Origin of the sequence: Lichenibacterium minor (assembly GCF_004137685.1) — a bacterium.
GTDB classification, from domain to species: domain Bacteria; phylum Pseudomonadota; class Alphaproteobacteria; order Rhizobiales; family Beijerinckiaceae; genus Lichenihabitans; species Lichenihabitans minor.
In genome coordinates this window covers 18,127-37,488 of the sequence record NZ_QYBB01000013.1, presented here as the reverse complement: position 1 = coordinate 37,488, position 19,362 = coordinate 18,127, and the positions used below count along the sequence as shown (strand labels likewise).

The 19,362-nt window shown below is 70.7% G+C and carries 16 protein-coding genes and 1 tRNA gene; 10 read left to right on the top strand and 7 right to left on the bottom strand.

Annotated features, from left to right (window positions below; translation table 11 throughout):
* The first annotated feature begins 2 nt into the window (after positions 1-2).
* Together D3273_RS12855 and D3273_RS12850 are read left to right on the top strand one after the other, a co-directional pair.
* Positions 3-545, top strand: coding sequence for a DedA family protein (locus D3273_RS12855; protein ID WP_428977775.1), 543 nt, complete (start codon positions 3-5; stop codon positions 543-545).
* Positions 545-2,167: a carboxylesterase/lipase family protein gene (locus D3273_RS12850; RefSeq protein WP_129227147.1), complete on the top strand. Its 1,623-nt coding sequence runs from the start codon at positions 545-547 to the stop codon at positions 2,165-2,167. The genes D3273_RS12855 and D3273_RS12850 overlap by 1 nt, the downstream gene beginning before the upstream one ends.
* A 57-nt stretch (positions 2,168-2,224) precedes the next feature.
* Here D3273_RS12850 and glnA read toward each other — a convergent pair whose 3' ends face one another.
* Positions 2,225-3,634, bottom strand: coding sequence for a type I glutamate--ammonia ligase (gene glnA, locus D3273_RS12845; RefSeq protein ID WP_129227145.1), 1,410 nt, complete (start codon positions 3,632-3,634; stop codon positions 2,225-2,227).
* A 214-nt stretch (positions 3,635-3,848) separates the two neighbouring features.
* Complete coding sequence (locus tag D3273_RS12840) at positions 3,849-4,187, bottom strand: P-II family nitrogen regulator (RefSeq protein ID WP_129227143.1); 339 nt, start codon at positions 4,185-4,187, stop codon at positions 3,849-3,851.
* Positions 4,188-4,428: 241 nt separating this feature from the next.
* Here D3273_RS12840 and D3273_RS12835 point away from each other — a divergent pair, with 241 nt between their 5' ends.
* The 7 genes from D3273_RS12835 to lon all read left to right on the top strand — a co-directional run bounded on the left by D3273_RS12835 (position 4,429) and on the right by lon (position 13,246).
* A complete protein-coding gene (locus D3273_RS12835) occupies positions 4,429-5,964 on the top strand; it encodes an NAD(P)H-hydrate dehydratase (protein ID WP_129227141.1) in 1,536 nt (511 codons plus the stop codon).
* Positions 5,965-6,198: 234 nt separating this feature from the next.
* The gene (locus D3273_RS28240) at positions 6,199-6,348 is read left to right on the top strand and encodes a hypothetical protein (protein ID WP_165359479.1); all 150 of its coding nucleotides are present in this window, start codon (positions 6,199-6,201) and stop codon (positions 6,346-6,348) included.
* A gap of 74 nt (positions 6,349-6,422) precedes the next feature.
* Positions 6,423-6,507 (top strand) — tRNA-Leu (locus D3273_RS12830).
* A gap of 155 nt (positions 6,508-6,662) precedes the next feature.
* Positions 6,663-8,093, top strand: coding sequence for a trigger factor (gene tig, locus D3273_RS12825; RefSeq protein ID WP_129227139.1), 1,431 nt, complete (start codon positions 6,663-6,665; stop codon positions 8,091-8,093).
* A gap of 208 nt (positions 8,094-8,301) precedes the next feature.
* Positions 8,302-8,931 carry an ATP-dependent Clp protease proteolytic subunit gene (locus D3273_RS12820; RefSeq protein WP_129227137.1) on the top strand — a complete coding sequence of 210 codons (630 nt, stop codon included), beginning with the start codon at positions 8,302-8,304 and terminating at the stop codon, positions 8,929-8,931.
* Between the two features lie 203 nt (positions 8,932-9,134).
* Positions 9,135-10,415, top strand: coding sequence for an ATP-dependent Clp protease ATP-binding subunit ClpX (gene clpX, locus D3273_RS12815; RefSeq protein WP_129227135.1), 1,281 nt, complete (start codon positions 9,135-9,137; stop codon positions 10,413-10,415).
* A 407-nt stretch (positions 10,416-10,822) separates the two neighbouring features.
* Positions 10,823-13,246, top strand: coding sequence for an endopeptidase La (lon, locus tag D3273_RS12810; RefSeq protein ID WP_129227133.1), 2,424 nt, complete (start codon positions 10,823-10,825; stop codon positions 13,244-13,246).
* 325 nt (positions 13,247-13,571) lie between these two features.
* Here lon and D3273_RS12805 read toward each other — a convergent pair whose 3' ends face one another.
* Together D3273_RS12805 and D3273_RS12800 are read right to left on the bottom strand one after the other, a co-directional pair.
* Positions 13,572-15,257: a cation acetate symporter gene (locus tag D3273_RS12805; RefSeq protein WP_129227131.1), complete on the bottom strand. Its 1,686-nt coding sequence runs from the start codon at positions 15,255-15,257 to the stop codon at positions 13,572-13,574.
* On the bottom strand, positions 15,257-15,583 hold the full coding sequence (locus D3273_RS12800; protein ID WP_129227129.1) for a DUF485 domain-containing protein: 327 nt from the start codon (positions 15,581-15,583) through the stop codon (positions 15,257-15,259). The genes D3273_RS12805 and D3273_RS12800 overlap by 1 nt, the downstream gene beginning before the upstream one ends.
* Positions 15,584-15,929: 346 nt before the next feature.
* On the opposite strand from D3273_RS12800, the gene D3273_RS12795 reads away from it, so the two are divergent.
* On the top strand, positions 15,930-16,781 hold the full coding sequence (locus tag D3273_RS12795) for a hypothetical protein (protein WP_129227127.1): 852 nt from the start codon (positions 15,930-15,932) through the stop codon (positions 16,779-16,781).
* On the opposite strand, the gene rlmB is transcribed toward D3273_RS12795, so the two are convergent.
* From rlmB to D3273_RS12780, 3 genes are read right to left on the bottom strand one after another with little or no spacing between them, the layout of a single operon-like run.
* Positions 16,775-17,611: a 23S rRNA (guanosine(2251)-2'-O)-methyltransferase RlmB gene (gene rlmB, locus D3273_RS12790; protein WP_129227125.1), complete on the bottom strand. Its 837-nt coding sequence runs from the start codon at positions 17,609-17,611 to the stop codon at positions 16,775-16,777. The two genes, D3273_RS12795 and rlmB, sit on opposite strands and share 7 nt — an antisense overlap.
* A 38-nt stretch (positions 17,612-17,649) precedes the next feature.
* The gene (locus D3273_RS12785; protein ID WP_129227124.1) at positions 17,650-18,963 is read right to left on the bottom strand and encodes an MFS transporter; all 1,314 of its coding nucleotides are present in this window, start codon (positions 18,961-18,963) and stop codon (positions 17,650-17,652) included.
* Entirely contained in the window at positions 18,945-19,310 is a 366-nt protein-coding gene (locus tag D3273_RS12780) for a hypothetical protein (RefSeq protein WP_129227122.1), read from the bottom strand. The genes D3273_RS12785 and D3273_RS12780 overlap by 19 nt, the downstream gene beginning before the upstream one ends.
* Between the last annotated feature and the right edge of the window lie 52 nt (positions 19,311-19,362).

Below are 19,362 nucleotides of genomic sequence, written 5' to 3'. Positions count from 1 at the left end.
GCATGCAGTTGATGGCGTGGATCGCCCAATGGGGGCAGGGAATCGTGGGCTTCGTCCGCGACCACGAGGCCTGGGCGGCGCCGATCTGCTTCGCGCTGGCCTTCGGCGAGTCCTTGGCCTTCGTGTCGTTCCTGCTGCCGGCCACGCTGGTGCTCGTCGCGGTGGGCGGCCTCGTCGGGCAGGCCGGGCTGGCGTTCCTGCCCGTCTTCGTCGCGGCGGCGGTCGGGGCGGCGCTCGGCGACTGGCTGTCGTTCTGGCTCGGCCGACATTTCGAGGACCGCGTCGCCGGCCTGTGGCCCTTGTCGCGACACCCCGGGATGCTGGTGCGGGCGCGGAGCTACATCGACCGCTGGGGCGCCGTCGGCGTGTTCCTCGGCCGCTTCCTCGGGCCCCTGCGCGCCACGGTGCCGCTGATCGCCGGCCTCGCCGCCATGCCGGCGCTGCCGTTCCAGGCCGCCAACTGGACATCGGCCCTGGTGTGGGCCTTCCTCGTGCTGGCGCCGGGGGCCTTCGGCGTCGATGCCGTGCGGGGCTGGTTCGCGTGATGCGTCGCGCGAAGGGGACCGCGGTCCTCGCCGTCGCCGCGGTGCTCGGCGGCTGCGACCTCGATCCCGGCCGCGTCGACGACATCGTCCACGCCGACGACGCGCGGCCCCGCCGGGTCGAGACCGCCGGCGGCCCCGTGGTGGGCGCCGCGGCCGCCGGCGGGCAGGCCTTCCTCGGCATCCCCTATGCGGCGCCGCCGGTCGGGCCTCTGCGCTGGCGCGCGCCGCAGCCGGCCGCACCCTGGACGGAGCCGCGGGACGCCACCCGCCTGGGTTCCTCCTGCCTGCAGAACCTGGCGCTGTCGGCGCAGGTGGGCGGACGGGGCGGCGGCCCGACGCTGGGCCAGGAGGACTGCCTCACGCTCAACGTCTACGCGCCGCCCGATGCGGCGGCGGGGAGCGGCAGGCCCGTGATGGTGTGGATCCACGGCGGCGCCTTCGTGCTCGGCACGTCGGGGCAGTACGACCCGAGCGCGCTCGCGCGCCGCGAGGGCGTCGTCGTCGTCACGCTCAACTATCGCCTGGGCGCGCTCGGGTTCCTCGCCCATCCGTCGCTGCGCGGCGAGCCCGGCGAGGGCGCCTTCGCGCTGCTCGACCAGCGCGCCGCGCTCGCTTGGGTGAAGCGCAACATCGGCGGCTTCGGCGGCGATCCGCGCCGCGTCACGCTGTTCGGCCAATCGGCCGGCGCCTGGAGCGCCTGCTACCAGATGGCGTCGCCGGGCTCGGCGGGCCTGTTCTCCCGCGCCATCCTGCAGAGCGGCGCCTGCGTGATCCCCGAAACCAGCGTGACGCCCGGCGTCGCCGAGGCGGGCGGCGCCCGCATGGCGGACGACCTCGGCTGCTCCGGGCCCGACGCGCTCGCCTGCCTTCGCGCCCTGCCGGCCGGGGACGTCGTCGAGGCGGCGCCCGAGCGCCCCGGCGTGACCGGTCCGAACTCCTGGGCCCCGGTGGCCGGGCTCGACGTGCTGCCGCTTCAGCCCCGCGCCGCCTTCGCGTCGGGGCGGTTCAACCGGGTGCCCGTCATCGACGGCACGGATCGCGACGAGGGCCGGCTCTTCGCCTACCTGCGCGGACTGCGCGCAGACCTGCTGTCGGATGCGAGCTACGAGGCCGAGATCCGCCGCCTCTTCGGCGCGCGGGCGGCGGCGATCCTCGCCGACTATCCGGCGTCGCGCTTCGATTCTCCCAAGGCCGCCTATGCGGCCGTGCTGACGGATGGCTATTTCAGCTGCGCGGCGCTCGACCTCGACCGCGCCGTGGGCGCTTGGGCGCCGGTCTACGCCTACGAGTTTGACGATCCCCAGGCGGCTTTTTCCCTGCCGACGCTGCCCTTCTCGGGCGGGCTCGGCAGCTATCACACGTCCGAGATCGCCTACGTGTTCGACCGGCCCTGGGCGCTGGCCGATCCGTCCGCCTTCGACGACGCGCAGGCGCGGCTGTCGGCCGAAATGCAGGACCTGTGGGGCAGTTTCGCGTGGGACGGCCGGCCGAAGGGTGCGACTGCCTGGCCGCGCTACCGCAGCTCGGCCGACGTCGTGAGGCTCTCGCCGCACGACCCCGGGCCGGCGGCCGACGTCGCGGCCCGCCACCGCTGCGAATTCTGGGACGGGCCGGGTCGCTGACGGGGAGAGATCCTTCCGGGCGCGCCCCTGGCGCGGTCCCGGAAGGCGATGGGCGGGTCAGACCGAATAATACATCTCGTACTCGACCGGGTGCGGCGTCATCTCGAAACGCATCACCTCGGCCATCTTGAGTTCGATGTAGCTTTCGATGAGGTCGGCCGTGAACACGTTGCCGGCGGTCAGGTAGGCGTGGTCGGCCTTGAGGCTGTCCAGCGCTTCGCGGAGCGAACCGCAGACCGTCGGGATCTGCGCCAGCTCGGCCTTGGGCAGGTCGTACAGATCCTTGTCCATGGCGGCGCCGGGATCGATCTTGTTCTGGATGCCGTCGAGGCCGGCCATCAGCATGGCGGCGAAAGCCAGGTACGGGTTGGCGGCCGGATCGGGGAAGCGGACCTCGACGCGCTTGGCTTTCGGGTTGGACGTGTACGGGATGCGGCAGGAGGCCGAGCGGTTGCGCGCCGAATAGGCGAGCAGCACCGGCGCCTCGTAGCCCGGCACCAGCCGCTTGTAGGAGTTCGTCGACGGGTTGGTGAAGGCGTTGAGCGATTTGGCGTGGCGGATGATGCCGCCGATGTACCACAGGCAGTCCTGGCTGAGGTCGGCGTACTTGTCCCCCGCGAACAGCGGCTTGCCGTCCTTCCAGATCGACTGGTGTACGTGCATGCCCGAACCGTTGTCGCCGAACACCGGCTTCGGCATGAAGGTGGCCGACTTGCCGTAGCTCTGCGCCACCTGGTGGATGCAATATTTGTAGATCTGCATGCCGTCGGCCATCAGCGTCAGGCGGTCGAACTTCATGCCGAGCTCGTGCTGGGCCGACGCCACCTCGTGGTGATGCTTCTCGACCTTGACGCCCATGCTGGCCATGGCGGCGAGCATCTCGCCGCGCATGTCCTGCGCCGAATCGAGCGGCGGCACGGGGAAGTACCCCCCCTTGGTGCGGATGCGGTGCCCGAGGTTGCCGCCCTCGTACACGGTGTCCATGTTCGACGGCAGCTCGATCGAATCGACCACGAAGCCCGTGTTGTAGGGGTCGGCCTTGAAGCGCACGTCGTCGAAGACGAAGAACTCGGCTTCCGGGCCGACGAAGACGGCGTCGCCGATGCCGGTCGACTTGAGGTAGGCTTCGGCCTTCTTGGCGACGCCGCGGGGGTCGCGGGCGTAGGGCTCGCCCGTGGCGGGCTCGAGCACGTCGCAGACGATCGACAGGGTCGAGGCCGAGAAGAACGGGTCCATGCAGGCCGTCTCGGGGTCCGGCATCAGCGTCATGTCGGATTCGTTGATGGCCTTCCAGCCCGCGATCGACGAGCCGTCGAACATCACGCCCTCGGCGAAGGCTTCCTCGTCGACGATGCTCACGTCGAAGGTGACGTGCTGCCACTTGCCGCGCGGGTCCGTGAAGCGGAAGTCGACGTATTTGATGTCCTGGTCCCTGATGGCCTTCAGGACATCCTGTGCGGTCTTCATGCTGTGCTCCGGTGCGGGCGCGCGGGGAGGACCCCGGCCATGTCCCGCTTTCCCGGCTTCCGCGGAACGGGCGGCGGGCGGGCGGAACACGCGTCGAGATCCGAGCGTCCTGGTCGAGGCGGCTCGGCGACGCGGAGCCGGTCTCGCGACCCTCGGCCGGATGCCTACCCGCCCCCGCGCGGCCCGCGCAAGGGCCGGCGCCGCGCGGGAAGGGTCAGATCGCGTCGTTGCCGGTTTCGCCGGTGCGGATCCGGATGGCGCCCTCGATGGACGACACGAAGATCTTGCCGTCGCCAATGCGCCCCGTCTGGGCCGAGCGGCGGATGGCGTCCACGGCGCGGTCGACCATCTCGTCTCCGAGCACGATCTCGATCTTCACCTTGGGCAGGAAGTCGACGACGTATTCGGCGCCGCGGTAAAGCTCGGTGTGCCCCTTCTGTCGCCCGAAGCCCTTCGCTTCCGTCACGGTGATGCCCTGCAGGCCGACGTCCTGGAGCGCCTCCTTCACCTCGTCGAGCTTGAAGGGCTTGATGATCGCCTCGATCTTCTTCATGCGGGGGTCCAACCTGTGCCGGGGCGCGAACATTGCACGAGCGGTGGCCGCCCGTGGCGCGAAGCGGACCGGGAGCCTGCGCTCCGGCCGGGTCGGGCCACGTTGGCGGCGATTCCGCCGATGCGCCGACATTAGCATCGCCCGTGCCAAGCGCGCGACGCCTGATTCAGCGCCACATGCCGGGAACGTGACGGAGGCCGGCGCGAGTGCGGGCCGTCCCGTCGAGGGAAAGGGAGCCGCCATGCAGCGCGTGATCGAGGTCGTCACCACAGCCCAGATGGCCGAGGCCGACCGCCTCGCGGCGGCCGGCGGCACGCCGGGCGCCGTGCTGATGGACCGCGCCGGCCGCGCCGTCGCGGCCGTGGCCGGGCGGATGCTGGACGCGGCGGGCGGCCGGCGCGTGCTGGTGCTGTGCGGGCCGGGCAACAACGGCGGCGACGGCTACGTGGCGGCCGCCGAACTGCGTCGCCGCGGATATGCCGCGGACGTGGCGTCGACCGTGCCGGTCGAGCGGCTGCGGGGCGACGCCGCCGCGGCCGCCGCGGCCTGGCCGGGCCCGGTGGGCGATGCCGCTGCGGCCGACCCGGTGGCGCATGACCTCGTCGTCGATGCCCTGTTCGGCGCCGGGCTGTCGCGCCCGCTCGACGGCGCCGCGGCCGTGCTGGTCGAGCGCGTCGCGGCTGCCCGCCGCCCGGTGCTGGCCGTCGACCTCCCGTCCGGCCTGTCGGGCGACACGGGCGAGGTGCTGGGCAGCCCCGCGGGCGCGGCGATCCGTGCCACCGAAACGGTGACGTTCTTCCGCTTGAAGCCCGGACACCTGCTGATGCCGGGCCGCGAGCGTTGCGGGACGGTGACGCTCGCCGACATCGGCATCGACGCGGCCGTCCTCGACGCGATCGCCCCGACGCTGTTCCACGACGGGCCGGACCTGTGGGCGCGCCATTACCCGAAGCCGACGGCGGCCGGCCACAAATACACGCGGGGTCACCTGCTCACGGTGTCGGGGCCCCTGCCGACGCTCGGCGCGGCGCGGCTGTGCGCCCGCGGGGGGCTGCGCGTCGGGGCCGGGCTCGTCACCCTGGCGAGCCCCGCCGACGCGCTGGCGATCCACGCCGCGCATCTCACCGCGATCATGCTGAAGCCGTTCGAGGGCCCGGACGACCTCCGCGACATCCTGGCGGATGCCCGCAAGAACGCCGTGGTGCTGGGGCCCGGCCTCGGCCACGGTGCCGACGCGCCGGCGCTCGTCGCGGCGGCGCTGGCGCCAGGCGACCGGGCCCGCGCGGCCGTGCTCGACGCCGACGCGCTGACGCTCTTCGCCGGCCGCGCGGACGACTTGGCCGCGCTGGTGCGGGGCGCAGGCGGGCCGGTGGTGGTGACCCCGCACGACGGCGAGTTCGCCAAGCTGTTCGCCGGCCTGGACGAGGTGCTCGACGCGCCCGACAAGGTCGCCCGCGCCCGCGCCGGGGCCGCGCGGCTCGGCGCCGTGCTGGTGCTGAAGGGCCCCGACACGGTGGTGGCCGCGCCCGACGGACGGGCCGCCATCGCGGGCGAGGACGCGCCCTGGCTCGCGACGGCGGGCAGCGGCGACGTGCTCGCCGGCATGGTGGGCGGGCTCCTGGCGCAGGGCATGCCGGCCTTCGAGGCCGCCGCGGCGGCGGTGTGGCTCCACGCGGCGGCGGCGAACCACGTCGGGCCGGGGCTGATCTCCGAGGACCTGCCCGACGCCCTGCCGGCGGTGCTGCGCGCCCTGTTCGCCCGGGACGGGTTCCGCTGATCCCGGCCGCGGCCGGAAGGGTCGCGAGGCCCGCCGGCGGGGCCGCCGCGCGCATCGTCCCGGATCGGGACGGGGCGGTCGCAGGCGATCGGCTTCCGCCGGGGGCCCGCTCGACTTGGGGGGCAGGGGGCGCCCGCCGCCGGGCGTCCCGGTCCGGGACGGGCCCGCCCGGCCCCGACCTTGCGCCCGCGCCGGCTCGCGGCGCTTCGCCGTCCCGTTTCGGCGAGCCCGTCCATGCGCCACGTTTCCCTCATCGCCGCCGTCGCGGCGGTCGCGCTCGCGGCAGCGATCGGCCGCGCCACGTCCGGTGCCGTCCACGGCCCCGGGCCCGCCTGGGCGCTCTTCTCCTTCGCGGTCTCGGCCTTTCGCGGACCTCTGCGCTGAGCCCCACTTTTTTGCTGCATCGCGCCGGGGGCGTTGATAAGACGCTGCGTCCGGGTTGGCCGGTTGCGAGACGGGCGGGCGTGGCGGAATTGGTAGACGCGCTGGGTTTAGGTTCCAGTGACTCACGTCGTGGGGGTTCGAGTCCCTCCGCCCGCACCATTTCGGCAGGGTCCGGCCGGGCCGGCGCCGACCCTTCCTCGCATCCGCCACCGCCGCGCGGCACCGCATCCGGCGGAGCCGCGGCGCGCGGCGTGCCCCGGGGACCCTCTTTCGCCGATCCACGGCACCGAGACGAGTTGTGAAGGACTGAGACGATGCAGGTTACCAAGATCAGCGCCTCCGGGCTGAAGCGCGAATACAAGGTCGTGCTCCCCGCCGCCGATCTGGCGTCCCGCCTCCAGGGCGAACTCGTCGGCATGAAGGACAAGGTCCGCATCAACGGCTTCCGTCCCGGCAAGGTGCCGCTGTCGCACCTGAAGCGCCTTTACGGCCGCTCCATCATGGGCGACGTCGTGCAGAACGCCGTCAACGAGGCCAACCGCAAGATCGTCGAGGACAACAACCTCCGCCTCGCCCTCGAGCCGAAGATCGACCTCGCGTCCGACCAGGCCGAGGTGGAGCGCGCCATGGAGGCCGAGGGCGACCTCAGCTTCACCGTGGCGGTGGAAACGATCCCCACCTTCGAGACCGGCTCGTTCGAGGACCTCGAACTCGAGCGCCAGGTGGCCGACATTTCCGACGAGGAAATCCAGCGCTCCATCGACACGCTGGCCCAGGGCAGCCGCTCCTACGAGCCGCGGCAGGGCGACGATGCCGTCGCGGCCTCGGGCGACCGCCTGAAGATCGACTTCGAGGGCCGCGTCGACGACGTGCCGTTCGAGGGCGGCAAGGGCGAGGACGCGCCGCTCGTGCTCGGCTCGAACACCTTCATCCCGGGCTTCGAGGACCAGCTCGTCGGGGCGCGGGCGGGCGAGGAGCGCCGCATCTCGGTGACCTTCCCGGCCGACTACAACTCGGCCGAACTGGCGGGCAAGGACGCCACCTTCGACGTCAAGGTGCGCGAGGTCGGCGCGCCGGGCGAGCAGAAGCTCGACGACGATTTCGCCAAGACCTTCGGCTTCGAGGGGTTCGACGCGCTGCGCGAGGCGATCCGCACCCGCATGCAGGAGGACTTCTCCCGCGCGTCGCGCGACCGCATCAAGCGCTCGCTGCTCGATGCGCTCGACAAGCGCTACAGCTTCGAGCTGCCCGAAGGCCTCGTCGCCCAGGAGTTCGACAACATCTGGCGGCAGGTGCAGAGCGAGCAGGGCCGCTCGGGCAAGAGCTTCGCCGACGAGGACACGACCGAAGAGGCGGCGCGTGCGGAATATCGCCGCATCGCCGAGCGCCGCGTGCGCCTGGGCCTCGTGCTCGCCGAAGTCGGCGAGAAGGCCGGCATCAAGGTCGAGGATTCCGAGGTCGGCAAGGCGCTGGTCGAGCTGACGCGGCAGTATCCTGGCCAGGAGAAGGCCGTCTGGGAGCACTACACCAAGAACCCGCAGGCCCTGGGCGAGATCAAGGCGCCGCTGTTCGAGGAGAAGGTCGTCGACCACATCGTCGGCCAGGCCAAGGTGACGGAGCGCACCGTGTCGCGCGAGGAGCTGTTCAAGCCGCAGGACGACGAGGACGGCGCGCCGAAATCGGCTCCCGCGCCGCAGATCGGCAGCGAGGACGCCGCCTCCGAGCCGACCGGCTCCGAAGGCTGACGCTTTCCGCCGGCGGGACGCATGTTGCGCTCCGCCGGAGCGGACATATATTCGACGCATGGCCACCGGAACCCCACCCGCCAGGACCGCACGGATCCGGGCGGGTGGGGTTCAGGGTTTTGAGCGGGAGCGCGTCACCGTCCGATTTGGCAATCCCGCCCGATCGACGGGCGCTCCGGGGCCGCTGACAGGGAAGAGGACCGGTCCGATGCAGGATCCGATCGCGATGTACAACAACTACCTCATCCCCCAGGTGATCGAGAACACCAGCCGCGGCGAGCGGGGCTTCGACATCTATTCGCGCCTGCTGCGCGAGCGCATCATCTTCCTCACCGGGCCGGTGGAGGACAACATGGCGTCCGTGGTGATCGCCCAGCTGTTGTTCCTCGAAGCCGAGAACCCGAAAAAGGAAATCTCGCTCTACATCAACTCGCCGGGCGGCGTGGTGACGGCGGGCTTGGCCATCTACGACACGATGCAGTTCATCCGCCCGAAGGTGTCGACGCTCTGCGTCGGCCAGGCGGCCTCCATGGGCTCGCTCCTGCTCTGCGCCGGCGAGGCCGGGATGCGCTACGCGCTGCCCAACGCCCGCGTCATGGTGCATCAGCCGTCCGGCGGCTTCCAGGGGCAGGCGTCCGACATCCTGCGCCACGCCGAGGACATCACCAAGATCAAGCGCCGGCTGAACGAGATCTACGTCAAGCACACCGGCAAGGACTACGAGACGATCGAGCGCACCCTCGACCGCGACCATTTCATGACCGCCGACGAAGCCCAGGCCTTCGGCATCATCGACAAGGTCGAAACGGTGCGCGTGGAATCGACCGACGCGAAGTGAGGCCGGCGCCGGGGCCACGCCGCCGGCCCCGGCTTGATCTCGCCGAAAAGCTGTGGTGGCTTCCGAGGGTCGGCCCGGGGAAGGGCGCGCGATGCGACATCGCGACCTTCCACGTGGTGCACCTTTCGTTAGCCGGCCGCGGCTAATTTCTAGGAATGATTCGAGTCGCGCCCGGCGCGAAGCGGGTCGGAGTGGAGACGACAATGGTTAAAGCCGGCGGCAGCGACTCGAAAAATACGCTGTATTGCTCCTTCTGCGGCAAGAGCCAGCATGAAGTCCGCAAGCTGATCGCGGGCCCGACGGTCTTCATCTGCGATGAATGCGTCGAGCTGTGCATGGACATCATCCGGGAGGAGAACAAGTCCTCGCTGGTGAACCGTCGCGACGGCATTCCGACCCCTCGTGAGATCTGCAAGGTCCTCGACGACTACGTGATCGGCCAGCCGCAGGCCAAGCGCGTGCTGTCGGTGGCGGTGCACAACCACTACAAGCGCCTGAACCACGCGCAGAAGCACAACGACGTCGAGCTGGCGAAGTCCAACATCCTGCTGATCGGGCCCACCGGCTCCGGCAAGACGCTGCTCGCCCAGACGCTCGCCCGCATCCTCGATGTGCCCTTCACCATGGCGGACGCGACGACGCTGACCGAGGCCGGCTACGTCGGCGAGGACGTCGAGAACATCATCCTCAAGCTGCTCCAGGCTTCCGACTACAACGTCGAGCGGGCGCAGCGCGGCATCGTCTACATCGACGAGATCGACAAGATTTCCCGCAAGTCCGACAACCCGTCCATCACCCGGGACGTGTCCGGCGAGGGCGTGCAGCAGGCCCTGCTGAAGATCATGGAGGGCACGGTCGCGTCCGTGCCGCCGCAGGGCGGCCGCAAGCACCCGCAGCAGGAGTTCCTGCAGGTGGACACGACCAACATCCTGTTCATCTGCGGCGGCGCCTTCGCGGGCCTGGAGAAGATCATCTCGGGCCGTGGCAAGGGCACGTCGATCGGCTTCGCCGCCAAGGTCCAGGCGCCGGACGACCGGCGCACCGGCGAGGTGTTCCGCAAGGTGGAGCCCGAGGACCTGCTGAAGTTCGGCCTCATCCCGGAGTTCGTCGGCCGCCTGCCGGTGATCGCCACGCTGGAGGACCTCGACGAGGAAGCGCTGAAGAAGATCCTCACCGAGCCGAAGAACGCTCTGGTGAAGCAGTACCAGCGCCTGTTCGAGATGGAATCGACGGAGCTGATGTTCCAGGACGAGGCCCTGAACGTCGTGGCCAAGAAGGCGATCGAGCGCCGGACCGGCGCCCGCGGCCTGCGGTCCATCATGGAGGGCATCCTGCTCGACACCATGTTCGACCTTCCGGGTCTCGACGGGGTCGAACAGGTGGTCATCGGCCCCGAGGTGGTCGAGGGCAATGCCCGGCCCCTCTACATCTACTCCGAACGCGGGGCGGAGAAGACGGGGACGGGCGGGGCCGCCAGCGCCTGACGGATCGGACGGAAGGGCGGGACCGGCGACGGTCCCGCCCTTCGCCGTTCGGGGCTTGCCCGAAGCGGGACAGGGCTTCGGCCGGCCCGCGATAAAGCTTGAATGACGGTTGGGTGACCGCCATCTTCCCATCAGGGCATCGGCGACGGGGCGGCTTCCACCGCCCGATCCGGTCGCCTCGTGCCCCGGGGTGCAGACCTTTGGCCCCGTGGCGTGTCGCAGGTCCGTGTGGCGGTGTGGAACTTGCCAGGCGTTTCGGCGGCGAAGGGTCCCTTCCTGATCGTCGACTGCCGCCTCCGCCCGACCCCGGGCTTGGGCGGCGGGCGGAGGTCGCGAAGGGGGCCGATCGACCGACGGCGGCTTCAGGAGAAGCGCCGGCGTGCGTCTCACTCCCGACAGGATGCAGCATGACCAGTCCGAAACGCGTCCCCGCCACGCCCGGCTCCATCGACACCTATCCGGTCCTGCCGCTGCGCGACATCGTCGTGTTCCCGCACATGATCGTTCCCCTCTTCGTCGGGCGCGAGAAGTCCATCCGCGCCCTCGAGGAGGTGATGAAGGCGGACAAGTTCATCCTGCTGGCCACGCAGGTGAATGCGACCGACGACGATCCCGCCACCGACGCCATCTTCACCACGGGCACGCTCGCCTCGGTGCTGCAGCTGCTGAAGTTGCCCGACGGCACCGTGAAGGTGCTGGTCGAGGGCTCGCGCCGCGCCAAGGTCGGCAAATACGTCCGCACGGACGAGTTCTACGAGGCCGACGCCGAGGCGCTGGCGGACGATCCGCTCGACAAGGTCGAGGTCGAGGCCCTGGCCCGCTCGGTGGTCAGCGAGTTCGAGAACTACGTCAAGCTGAACAAGAAGATCTCGCCCGAGGTCGTCGCGGCGGTCGGCCAGATCTCCGACTACCCCAAGCTCGCCGACACGGTGGCGTCCCACCTCGCCGTGAAGATCTCCGACAAGCAGGGCATCCTGGAAACCACGTCGGTCAGCCAGCGGCTGGAGAAGTGCCTGGGCCTCATGGAGAGCGAGATCTCCGTGCTGCAGGTCGAGAAGCGCATCCGCACCCGCGTCAAGCGGCAGATGGAGAAGACGCAGCGCGAGTACTACCTCAACGAGCAGATGAAGGCGATCCAGAAGGAGCTGGGCGACGAGGACGGCAAGGACGACCTCAGCGAGCTCGAGGGGCGCATCAAGGAAACCAAGCTGTCCAAGGAGGCCCGCGACAAGGCGCAGGCCGAGCTGAAGAAGCTGAAGCAGATGTCGCCCATGTCGGCCGAGGCCACGGTGGTGCGCAACTACCTGGATTGGCTGCTCTCGATCCCGTGGAACAAGCGCTCCAAGATCAAGCGCGACCTGCCGCTCGCCGAGTCGACCCTGAATTCGGACCATTACGGGCTCGACAAGGTCAAGGAGCGCATCATCGAGTATCTCGCGGTGCAGAGCCGCGCCAACAAGCTCACGGGGCCGATCCTGTGCCTCGTCGGCCCGCCCGGCGTCGGCAAGACGTCGCTCGGCCGCTCGATCGCCAAGGCGACGGGGCGCGAGTTCGTCCGCATCTCGCTCGGCGGCGTGCGCGACGAGGCGGAGATCCGCGGCCATCGGCGCACCTACATCGGCTCGATGCCCGGCAAGATCATCCAGTCGATGCGCAAGGCCAAGACGTCCAACCCGCTCTTCCTGCTCGACGAGATCGACAAGATGGGCCAGGACTTCCGCGGCGACCCGTCCTCGGCCCTGCTGGAGGTCCTCGACCCCGAGCAGAACGCGACCTTCAACGACCATTACCTCGAGGTCGATTACGACCTGTCGAACGTGATGTTCGTGACCACCGCCAACACCCTGAACATCCCCGGTCCCCTGATGGACCGCATGGAGATCATCAGGATCGCCGGCTACACGGAGGAAGAGAAGGCCGAGATCGCCCGCACGCATCTCATCCCGGTGGCGGTGTCCAAGCACGGCCTGTCCAAGGAAGAGTGGTCGATCACCGACGAGGCCCTGCTGACCGTCGTGCGCCGCTACACGCGGGAAGCCGGCGTCCGCAACCTCGAGCGCGAGATCTCCAACCTGGCCCGCAAGGCCGTGAAGGAGATCATGATGTCGGAGTCGACCTCCGTGAAGGTGACGGACGAGAACCTCGCCGACTACCTCGGCGTGGCGAAGTTCCGCTACGGCGAGGCCGAGACGGAGGATCAGGTCGGCGTCGTCACCGGCCTCGCCTGGACCGAGGTCGGCGGCGAGCTGCTGACGATCGAGTCGGTCGCCATGCCGGGCAAGGGCAAGATGACCGTCACGGGCAACCTGCGCGACGTAATGAAGGAGTCGATCTCGGCGGCGGCATCCTACGTCCGCTCCCGTGCCACCGACTTCGGCGTCGAGCCGCCCTTCTTCGATCGGCGCGACTTCCACGTCCACGTGCCGGAAGGGGCGACCCCGAAGGACGGGCCGTCGGCGGGCGTCGCCATGGCGACCTCGATCGTGTCGGTGATCACCGGCATCCCGATCCGCCGCGACATCGCCATGACGGGCGAGATCACGCTGCGCGGCCGGGTGCTGCCGATCGGCGGCCTGAAGGAGAAACTGCTCGCCGCCCTGCGCGGCGGCATCAAGAAGGTCATGATCCCCGAGGAGAACGCGAAGGACCTCGCCGACATCCCCAACAGCGTGAAGAACGCCTTGGAGATCGTGCCGGTGTCGCGCCTCGACGAGGTGCTGGTCCACGCCCTCGTGCGCCAGCCGGTCCCGATCCAGTGGGAGGAGGACCTGAAGGCCGTCCGCAAGCCCGCGGCGGTCGAGGACGATGCTTCGGGCGTGATCGCCCATTGAGTTTGAAGCCGCGCGCCTCGGCGCGCGGCTTCACGTCCGGCTTGCGGTCGCGGCGCTGCCGGTTCACGGCCTGCGGCCGCGACCTGTCCCGTCGGTCGCCGATGTCATCTCGACGGCATCGGTGCATGCCGCCGCGCTGGCCGGCGATGGGGACGGTCGATCGCCGGCACTGCTTTTCTGAGGGGCCGAGTAAGTGAAAGGGCGCGCATCGTGAGATGCGCGCCCTTTCTCGTTCCGTGTCGCTCGCCCAGCGGCTTTCGCGGCCGGGCCCGGCGCGGGAAGGACGGCGCCCGAAAGGCGCCGTCCCCCGATGCCGACTCGAACCTCAGTGCGCGTGGGCTCCGGCGGCGCCGATGCCGGTCTCGGAGCGGACGAACTGCTGCTCGAACATCGCGCGTTCGCGCTGGGCACGGCGGCTGTTGTCCAGCTTCGACACGACGTAGATGCCGGCGAAGGCCAGCGGCATCGAGAACAGCGCCGGGTTGTCGTAGGGGAAGATGGCGTCATGGTAACCGAAGACCGCGACCCACACGCCCTTGCTCAGCACCACCATGCCGACGGCGGTGACGAGGCCGAGCACGCCGCCCACCAGCGCACCGTTGGTGGTGGTGCCGCGCCACATCAGGGACATGAGCAGCACCGGGAAGTTGCAGCTCGCCGCCACCGCGAAGGCGAGGCCGACCATGAAGGCCACGTTCACCGTCTCGAACTTGTAGCCGAGCCCGATGGCGACAAAGCCGATCACCACGGCCGTCACCTTGGACACCAGGACCTCCTTGCGCTCCGTCGAGCGCCCGCGGGCGATCACGTTGGCGTAGAGGTCGTGGCTGACCGCGCTGGCGGCCGCCAGGGTCAGGCCGGACACGACGGCCAGGATGGTGGCGAAGGCCACGGCGGCGATGAAGCCGTAGAACAGAGATCCCCCCACGGCCTTCGACAGCGCCAGCGCCGGCATGTTGCCGCCACCGACGAGCCCGGTCAGCTTGTTGTAGGTGCCGTCCGCCGCGACGTTGTAGAAGGACGAGTCCGGCATCAGGTAGACGATCGCCCCGAAGCCGATGATGAAGGTGAGAATGTAGAAGTAGCCGATCAGGCCCGTGGCGTAGAACACCGATTTGCGCGCCGCCTTGGCGTCCTTCACGGTGAAGAAGCGCATGAGGATGTGCGGCAGGCCGGCGGTGCCGAACATCAGCGCGAGGCCGAGCGACACCGTCGACACGGGGTCGGCGACGAAGCCGCCCGGCCCCAGGATGGCGAGCCCCTTGGGCTGGATCTTCACGGCGTCGGCCAGGATGGCGTTGAAGTTGAAACCGTAGTGCCACAGCACCGAGACAGCCATGACGGTGGCGCCGAACAGCAGCAGGCACGCCTTGATGACCTGCACCGAGGTCGTCGCCTTCATGCCGCCGAAGGCCACGTAGACGATCATCAGCACGCCGACGATCGCCACCGCGTAGCCGTAGGGCAGGCCGAACAGAAGCTTGATGAGCGAGCCGGCCCCGACCATCTGGGCGATCAGGTAGAAGGCCACCACGGTGAGCGTGCCGACCGCCGCCAGGGTGCGGATGGCAGTCTGGTCCAGGCGGAACGAGGCCACGTCGGCGAAGGTGAACTTGCCGAGGTTGCGCAGCCGCTCCGCGATGAGGAACAGCACGATGGGCCAGCCCACGAGAAAGCCGACGGAGTAGATCAGGCCGTCGAAGCCTGAGGTGAAGACCAGGGCCGAGATGCCGAGGAAGGAGGCCGCCGACATGAAGTCGCCCGCGATGGCCAGGGCGTTCTGGCCGGGCGAGATGGCGCCGCCGGCGGCGTAGAAGTCGGCGGCCGACTTGGTCTGCCGGGCCGCCCGGTAGGTGATGCCGAGCGTCAGCAGCACGAACAGCAGGAAGATGACGATCGCCGGCCAGTTGGTGGCGCTCTGGGTCGTCGGACCGAGGTCCGGGCCGGCCGCGCGGGCGGCGGTGGCGGTGAAGGCCGCCGCGGCGGCGAGGGACAGGGAAGCCAGGCGCATCACATCGCGTCCCGGTTCAGCTGCGCGGTGAGGTCGTCGAAACGCCCGTTGGCGCGCGACACGTAGATGCCGGTCAACGCGAAGGCGAAGACGATCGTGAACACGCCGAATACGATCCCCCAGGAGATGAAGGAGCCCGCGATCGTCGAGGCCATGAAACCCTTGCCGAAGGCGGCCAGGAAGATGAACGCGAGATACACCACCAGCATGGCAATCGACATCGTCCAGCCGAAGCTCGTGCGCTCCTTGACCAGGGCCTGGAATGCCGGATCCCGCATGATGCGGTCCGTATCGTCGATCGTCGCTGCGCTCTGTTTGTCGAGCATGCCGGTCCTCCCGTTGTGATCTCGGTCGGGATGGTCGGCTCGGGACCGCGCCGTGGGTCGGCGTCATGGCCACGGCGCGCCGCGAGGACCGGGATCCGGGCCTGGGGCCGCGCCGGTCGCTTCAGCGGAACGCCGTGGGGTAGGTCCCCGCGTTTCCATCCCCGTCTGTGCTGTGTAGATCGATTCGGGGCGGAACCGCCACACTCTCGAACCCGCTCAGGTTAAGAGACCCGTGTTCAAATCGCAAGCCAGTCATGCATTAACCACGTTTCGGTCGACGGATAGGTCGGAGGTGAAGATCTTCTAAATTGCGCTGTCGCGGGATCGTCCCGTTCCGGAGCACGGCATGCACGCCAGCCACTTCGATCGCGTCGCCCTGGCGGCCGCGGTCTCGATCCTGTTCGCGGTCCCCGCCTCCGCCGGCGGCGGAGGGCATGGCGGCGGTGCCGCCTTTCACCGCGGCGGCGGGTCCCATGGCGCGCTCGGCGGCGGCGGACGCGGGGTGCCGCCCGTCGCCGGCGTGATCCACGAGAGGTCCGGCATGCGGCCCTACCTGTCCGTGTACGGGCACACGGGCACGGCCGCGCGCTTCGGCGGCTTCGCGCGCGGCGGCGTGCCCCTCTACGGCCACACCGCGACGGCGCTGCCCTCCGGAAGTGGCTTCAGCAACGGGCGAGCGGGCTTCGGCCACGTCGCCACCGCTATGCGCTACGACGCCGGGCGCGGCTTCGCGAATGCCGGAGAGGCGCGACGTCGCCTGGCTGCACGGCGGGGGTATGGCGTCGTCGTCGGCGGCTTCGGCGGGGTCGGCGGAGACTTCGGTTTCGGCGACGGCGCACCCGGCTTCTACGGCGACGCGGGCGTCTACGGCGGGCAGGGGACCTACGGGGGGCAGGGCACCTACGGCCAGCCGGGCACCTACGGGGGCACGGGCAGCTACGCCACGCAGAGCGTGTACGGGACGGGGGGCGGCACCGCTTACCGCTCCGAAACGCCGCTGGCCGTCCGCTTCGCGGAGCCGCCGTTGGGGCCGAGCCCCTACGCGCCCTACAGCCCGAACGACCGTTACGCCTACGCGGCCTCGGCGGATGTCGGATGGGGCCCGCGCGCGTCGGATCGCGACGGGCGCGCCGGTTGCGCTTGCGGGGGGCGGCGCGAGCCCGTGGTGTACCGCTACGGGGTCGGCACCGCCTACTGAGCGGGCGCCTTCAGGCGCGCCACCGTCAACGCCACCGCGCAGGCGATGGACACGTTGAGGCTCTTGATCGGGCCCGGCATGTCGAGCCGCGCGACGGCGTCGCACCGTTCGCGGGTCAATCGGCGCAGCCCGTCCCCTTCCGAGCCCAGCACCAAAGCCAGCGGGCGCGGCAGGTCCATGGCTTCGAGCGAGCCGTCGCCGGCCGAGTCGAGGCCCACGCGGAAGAAGCCGCGCTCGCCGAGCTTGTCGAGCGTGCGGGCGAGGTTGACCACGAGGGCCACCGGCACGTGTTCCAGCCCGCCCGAGGCGGCTTTGGCCAGGGTGCCCGACAGGTCCGGCGCGTGCCGGTCCTGCAGGACCAGCGCCGACACGCCGAAGGCCGCGGCCGTGCGCAGGATGGCGCCGACGTTGTGCGGATCGGTGATCTGGTCGAGCACCAGCACGACGCCATCGTCGGGCAGGGCATCGAGCGCGATCGGCTCGAGGCGCCGCGCTTCCAGGAGCAGGCCCTGGTGGACGGCGTCGCGCGGCAGCCGCGCCGATATGGCGTCGCCGGGCACGATCGACACCGGCACGCCGCGGTCGGCGGCGAGTTCGGCGATCCGCTCCACGGCGGCCTCGGTGGCGGAGATCCGCAGCGCCTTGCGGCGCAGCGAGCCCAGCGCCTCGACGACGGCGTGGGTGCCCCACAGGTAGACGGTGTCGGGCGGCGGCGGGGGTGGGCGATGTCCGCGGTCGCCGTCCCGCGGCGGCGTGCGCCCCTGTGCGCCGGAAGGGAAAGGCCGGCTGTTGGGCCGGCGGCCGGGGGGGCGAGGTTTCTGGGTCGACACGGGGGGCCTCGGGCGCGCGGCCGGGCGCCGCGCCGCTTCTATGCGGCCGGGGAGGCCGCGATGGCAACGCCGTCGCGGTGCCGGCGGCCGCCCGCCGCGAGGGCCACGAGGGCTCCGACGAGGCACATCGCGCCCGCGGCGTAGAAGGCCGGCAGGTAATCGCCGAGGCCGGTCCTCACGGCGCCCGCGCCGGAGGTGGCGACGGCGGCGCCGAGCTGGTGCCCCGTGAACACCCAGCCGAACACCAGCGGGCCTTTCTCGCGTCCGAAGCTCTTGGCGGCGAGGCGCACGGTGGGCGGCACGGTGGCGATCCAGTCGAGCCCGTAGAACATCGCGAAGACCGACAGGCCGTAGAGCGTGAAGGTGGAATGCGGCAGCCACAGCAGCGACAGGCCCCGCAGCCCGTAATACCAGAACAGCAGCCACCGGTTGTCGACGCGGTCGGACAGCCAGCCCGACGCCACGGTGCCGACGAAGTCGAAGATGCCCATCATGGCCAGCACCGAGGCGGCGTCCGTTTCCCCGAGCCCATGGTCGAAGCAGAACGGGATGAAGTGGGATTGGATCAGGCCGTTGGTCGAGAGGCCGCAGATGAAGAAGGTGGCGAACAGCGCCCAGAAGGCCGGCACGCCCGCGGCTTCGCGCAGGGTCAGCAGCGCCCGGCGCACCGGGCCGGGCCCCGAAGCCGCGGGGGCCGCCGCCGCACCGGCGCGGGGCGCGTCCTCGCCGTAGGCGCCGAGCCCGAGGTCCTCGGGGCGGTCGGCCATGAACAGCGCCACCAGGGCGGCGACCGCCACGCAGGCCGCCACCGTGGGGAACACGGCGGCGCGCCACCCGACGCGTTCGACCAGCAGGGTCGCCAGCGGCAGGAACGCGAGTTGGCCCGTCGCCGCGCTGGCGGTGAGGAGGCCGAGAACGAGGCCGCGGCTCTTGGCGAACCAGCGGTTCGCCACCGTGGCGCCGAGGACCATCGCGGTCAGCCCCGTGCCGAGCCCGACCACCACGCCCCAGAGCACCAGGAGGTGCCAGAACGACGTCATGACGGTGGCGAGCAGCAGCCCGCCCGAGATGAGTGCCACCGCGCAGACGATCACGGCGCGCAGGCCGAAGCGCAGGATGAAGGCGGCGGAGAAGGGCGCCATGAGGCCGAACAGCAGGATGCGCAGCGCCAGCGCCGACGAGATCGTCGCGGTCGACCAGCCGTATTCGGCGTTCAGCGGCAGGATCAGCGCCCCGGGCAGCCCCATGGCGCCGGCCGTGGTCAGCATGGCCAGAAACGTCAGCGCCGCCACCACCCAGGCGTAATGGATGCCGCGGCGCGCCAGGACGGCGTTCAAGCGTCGGGCCAGCATGGTCGATCCCTTCCCGCGGCGCGCGCCGCTCCCGTGTGGCGGGCCGCGCCGCCGGCGCCGGCGAAACGCGCCCGCGCCAGTTCGCGCCCGAGATCGTCGTCGAAGCGCCCCCGCGCGGGGCGCCACAGAGGCCGGCAGCGCCCGCGCTCCGCGCGGCCGTGGCCCCGCGTGGCACGACGGTTCTGGGCCCGTCCTGCCACAGGGCGCGCGGCTTCGCAGCCCCGTTCGGCGAGGTTGCCCGGCACGGCATATTGCGACACGGTCGGCGCGTCGGGCGCCGGCGCCGCGCGATCGGCCCGGCTCGGGCGACGCGCCGCCTGGCGCGGGGCCGAACAGGTGCAGTCCATGTCCAACGCCCCCCGCCCCATGGCCGCGCTCGCGAAGGGTGTCAATGCAGGG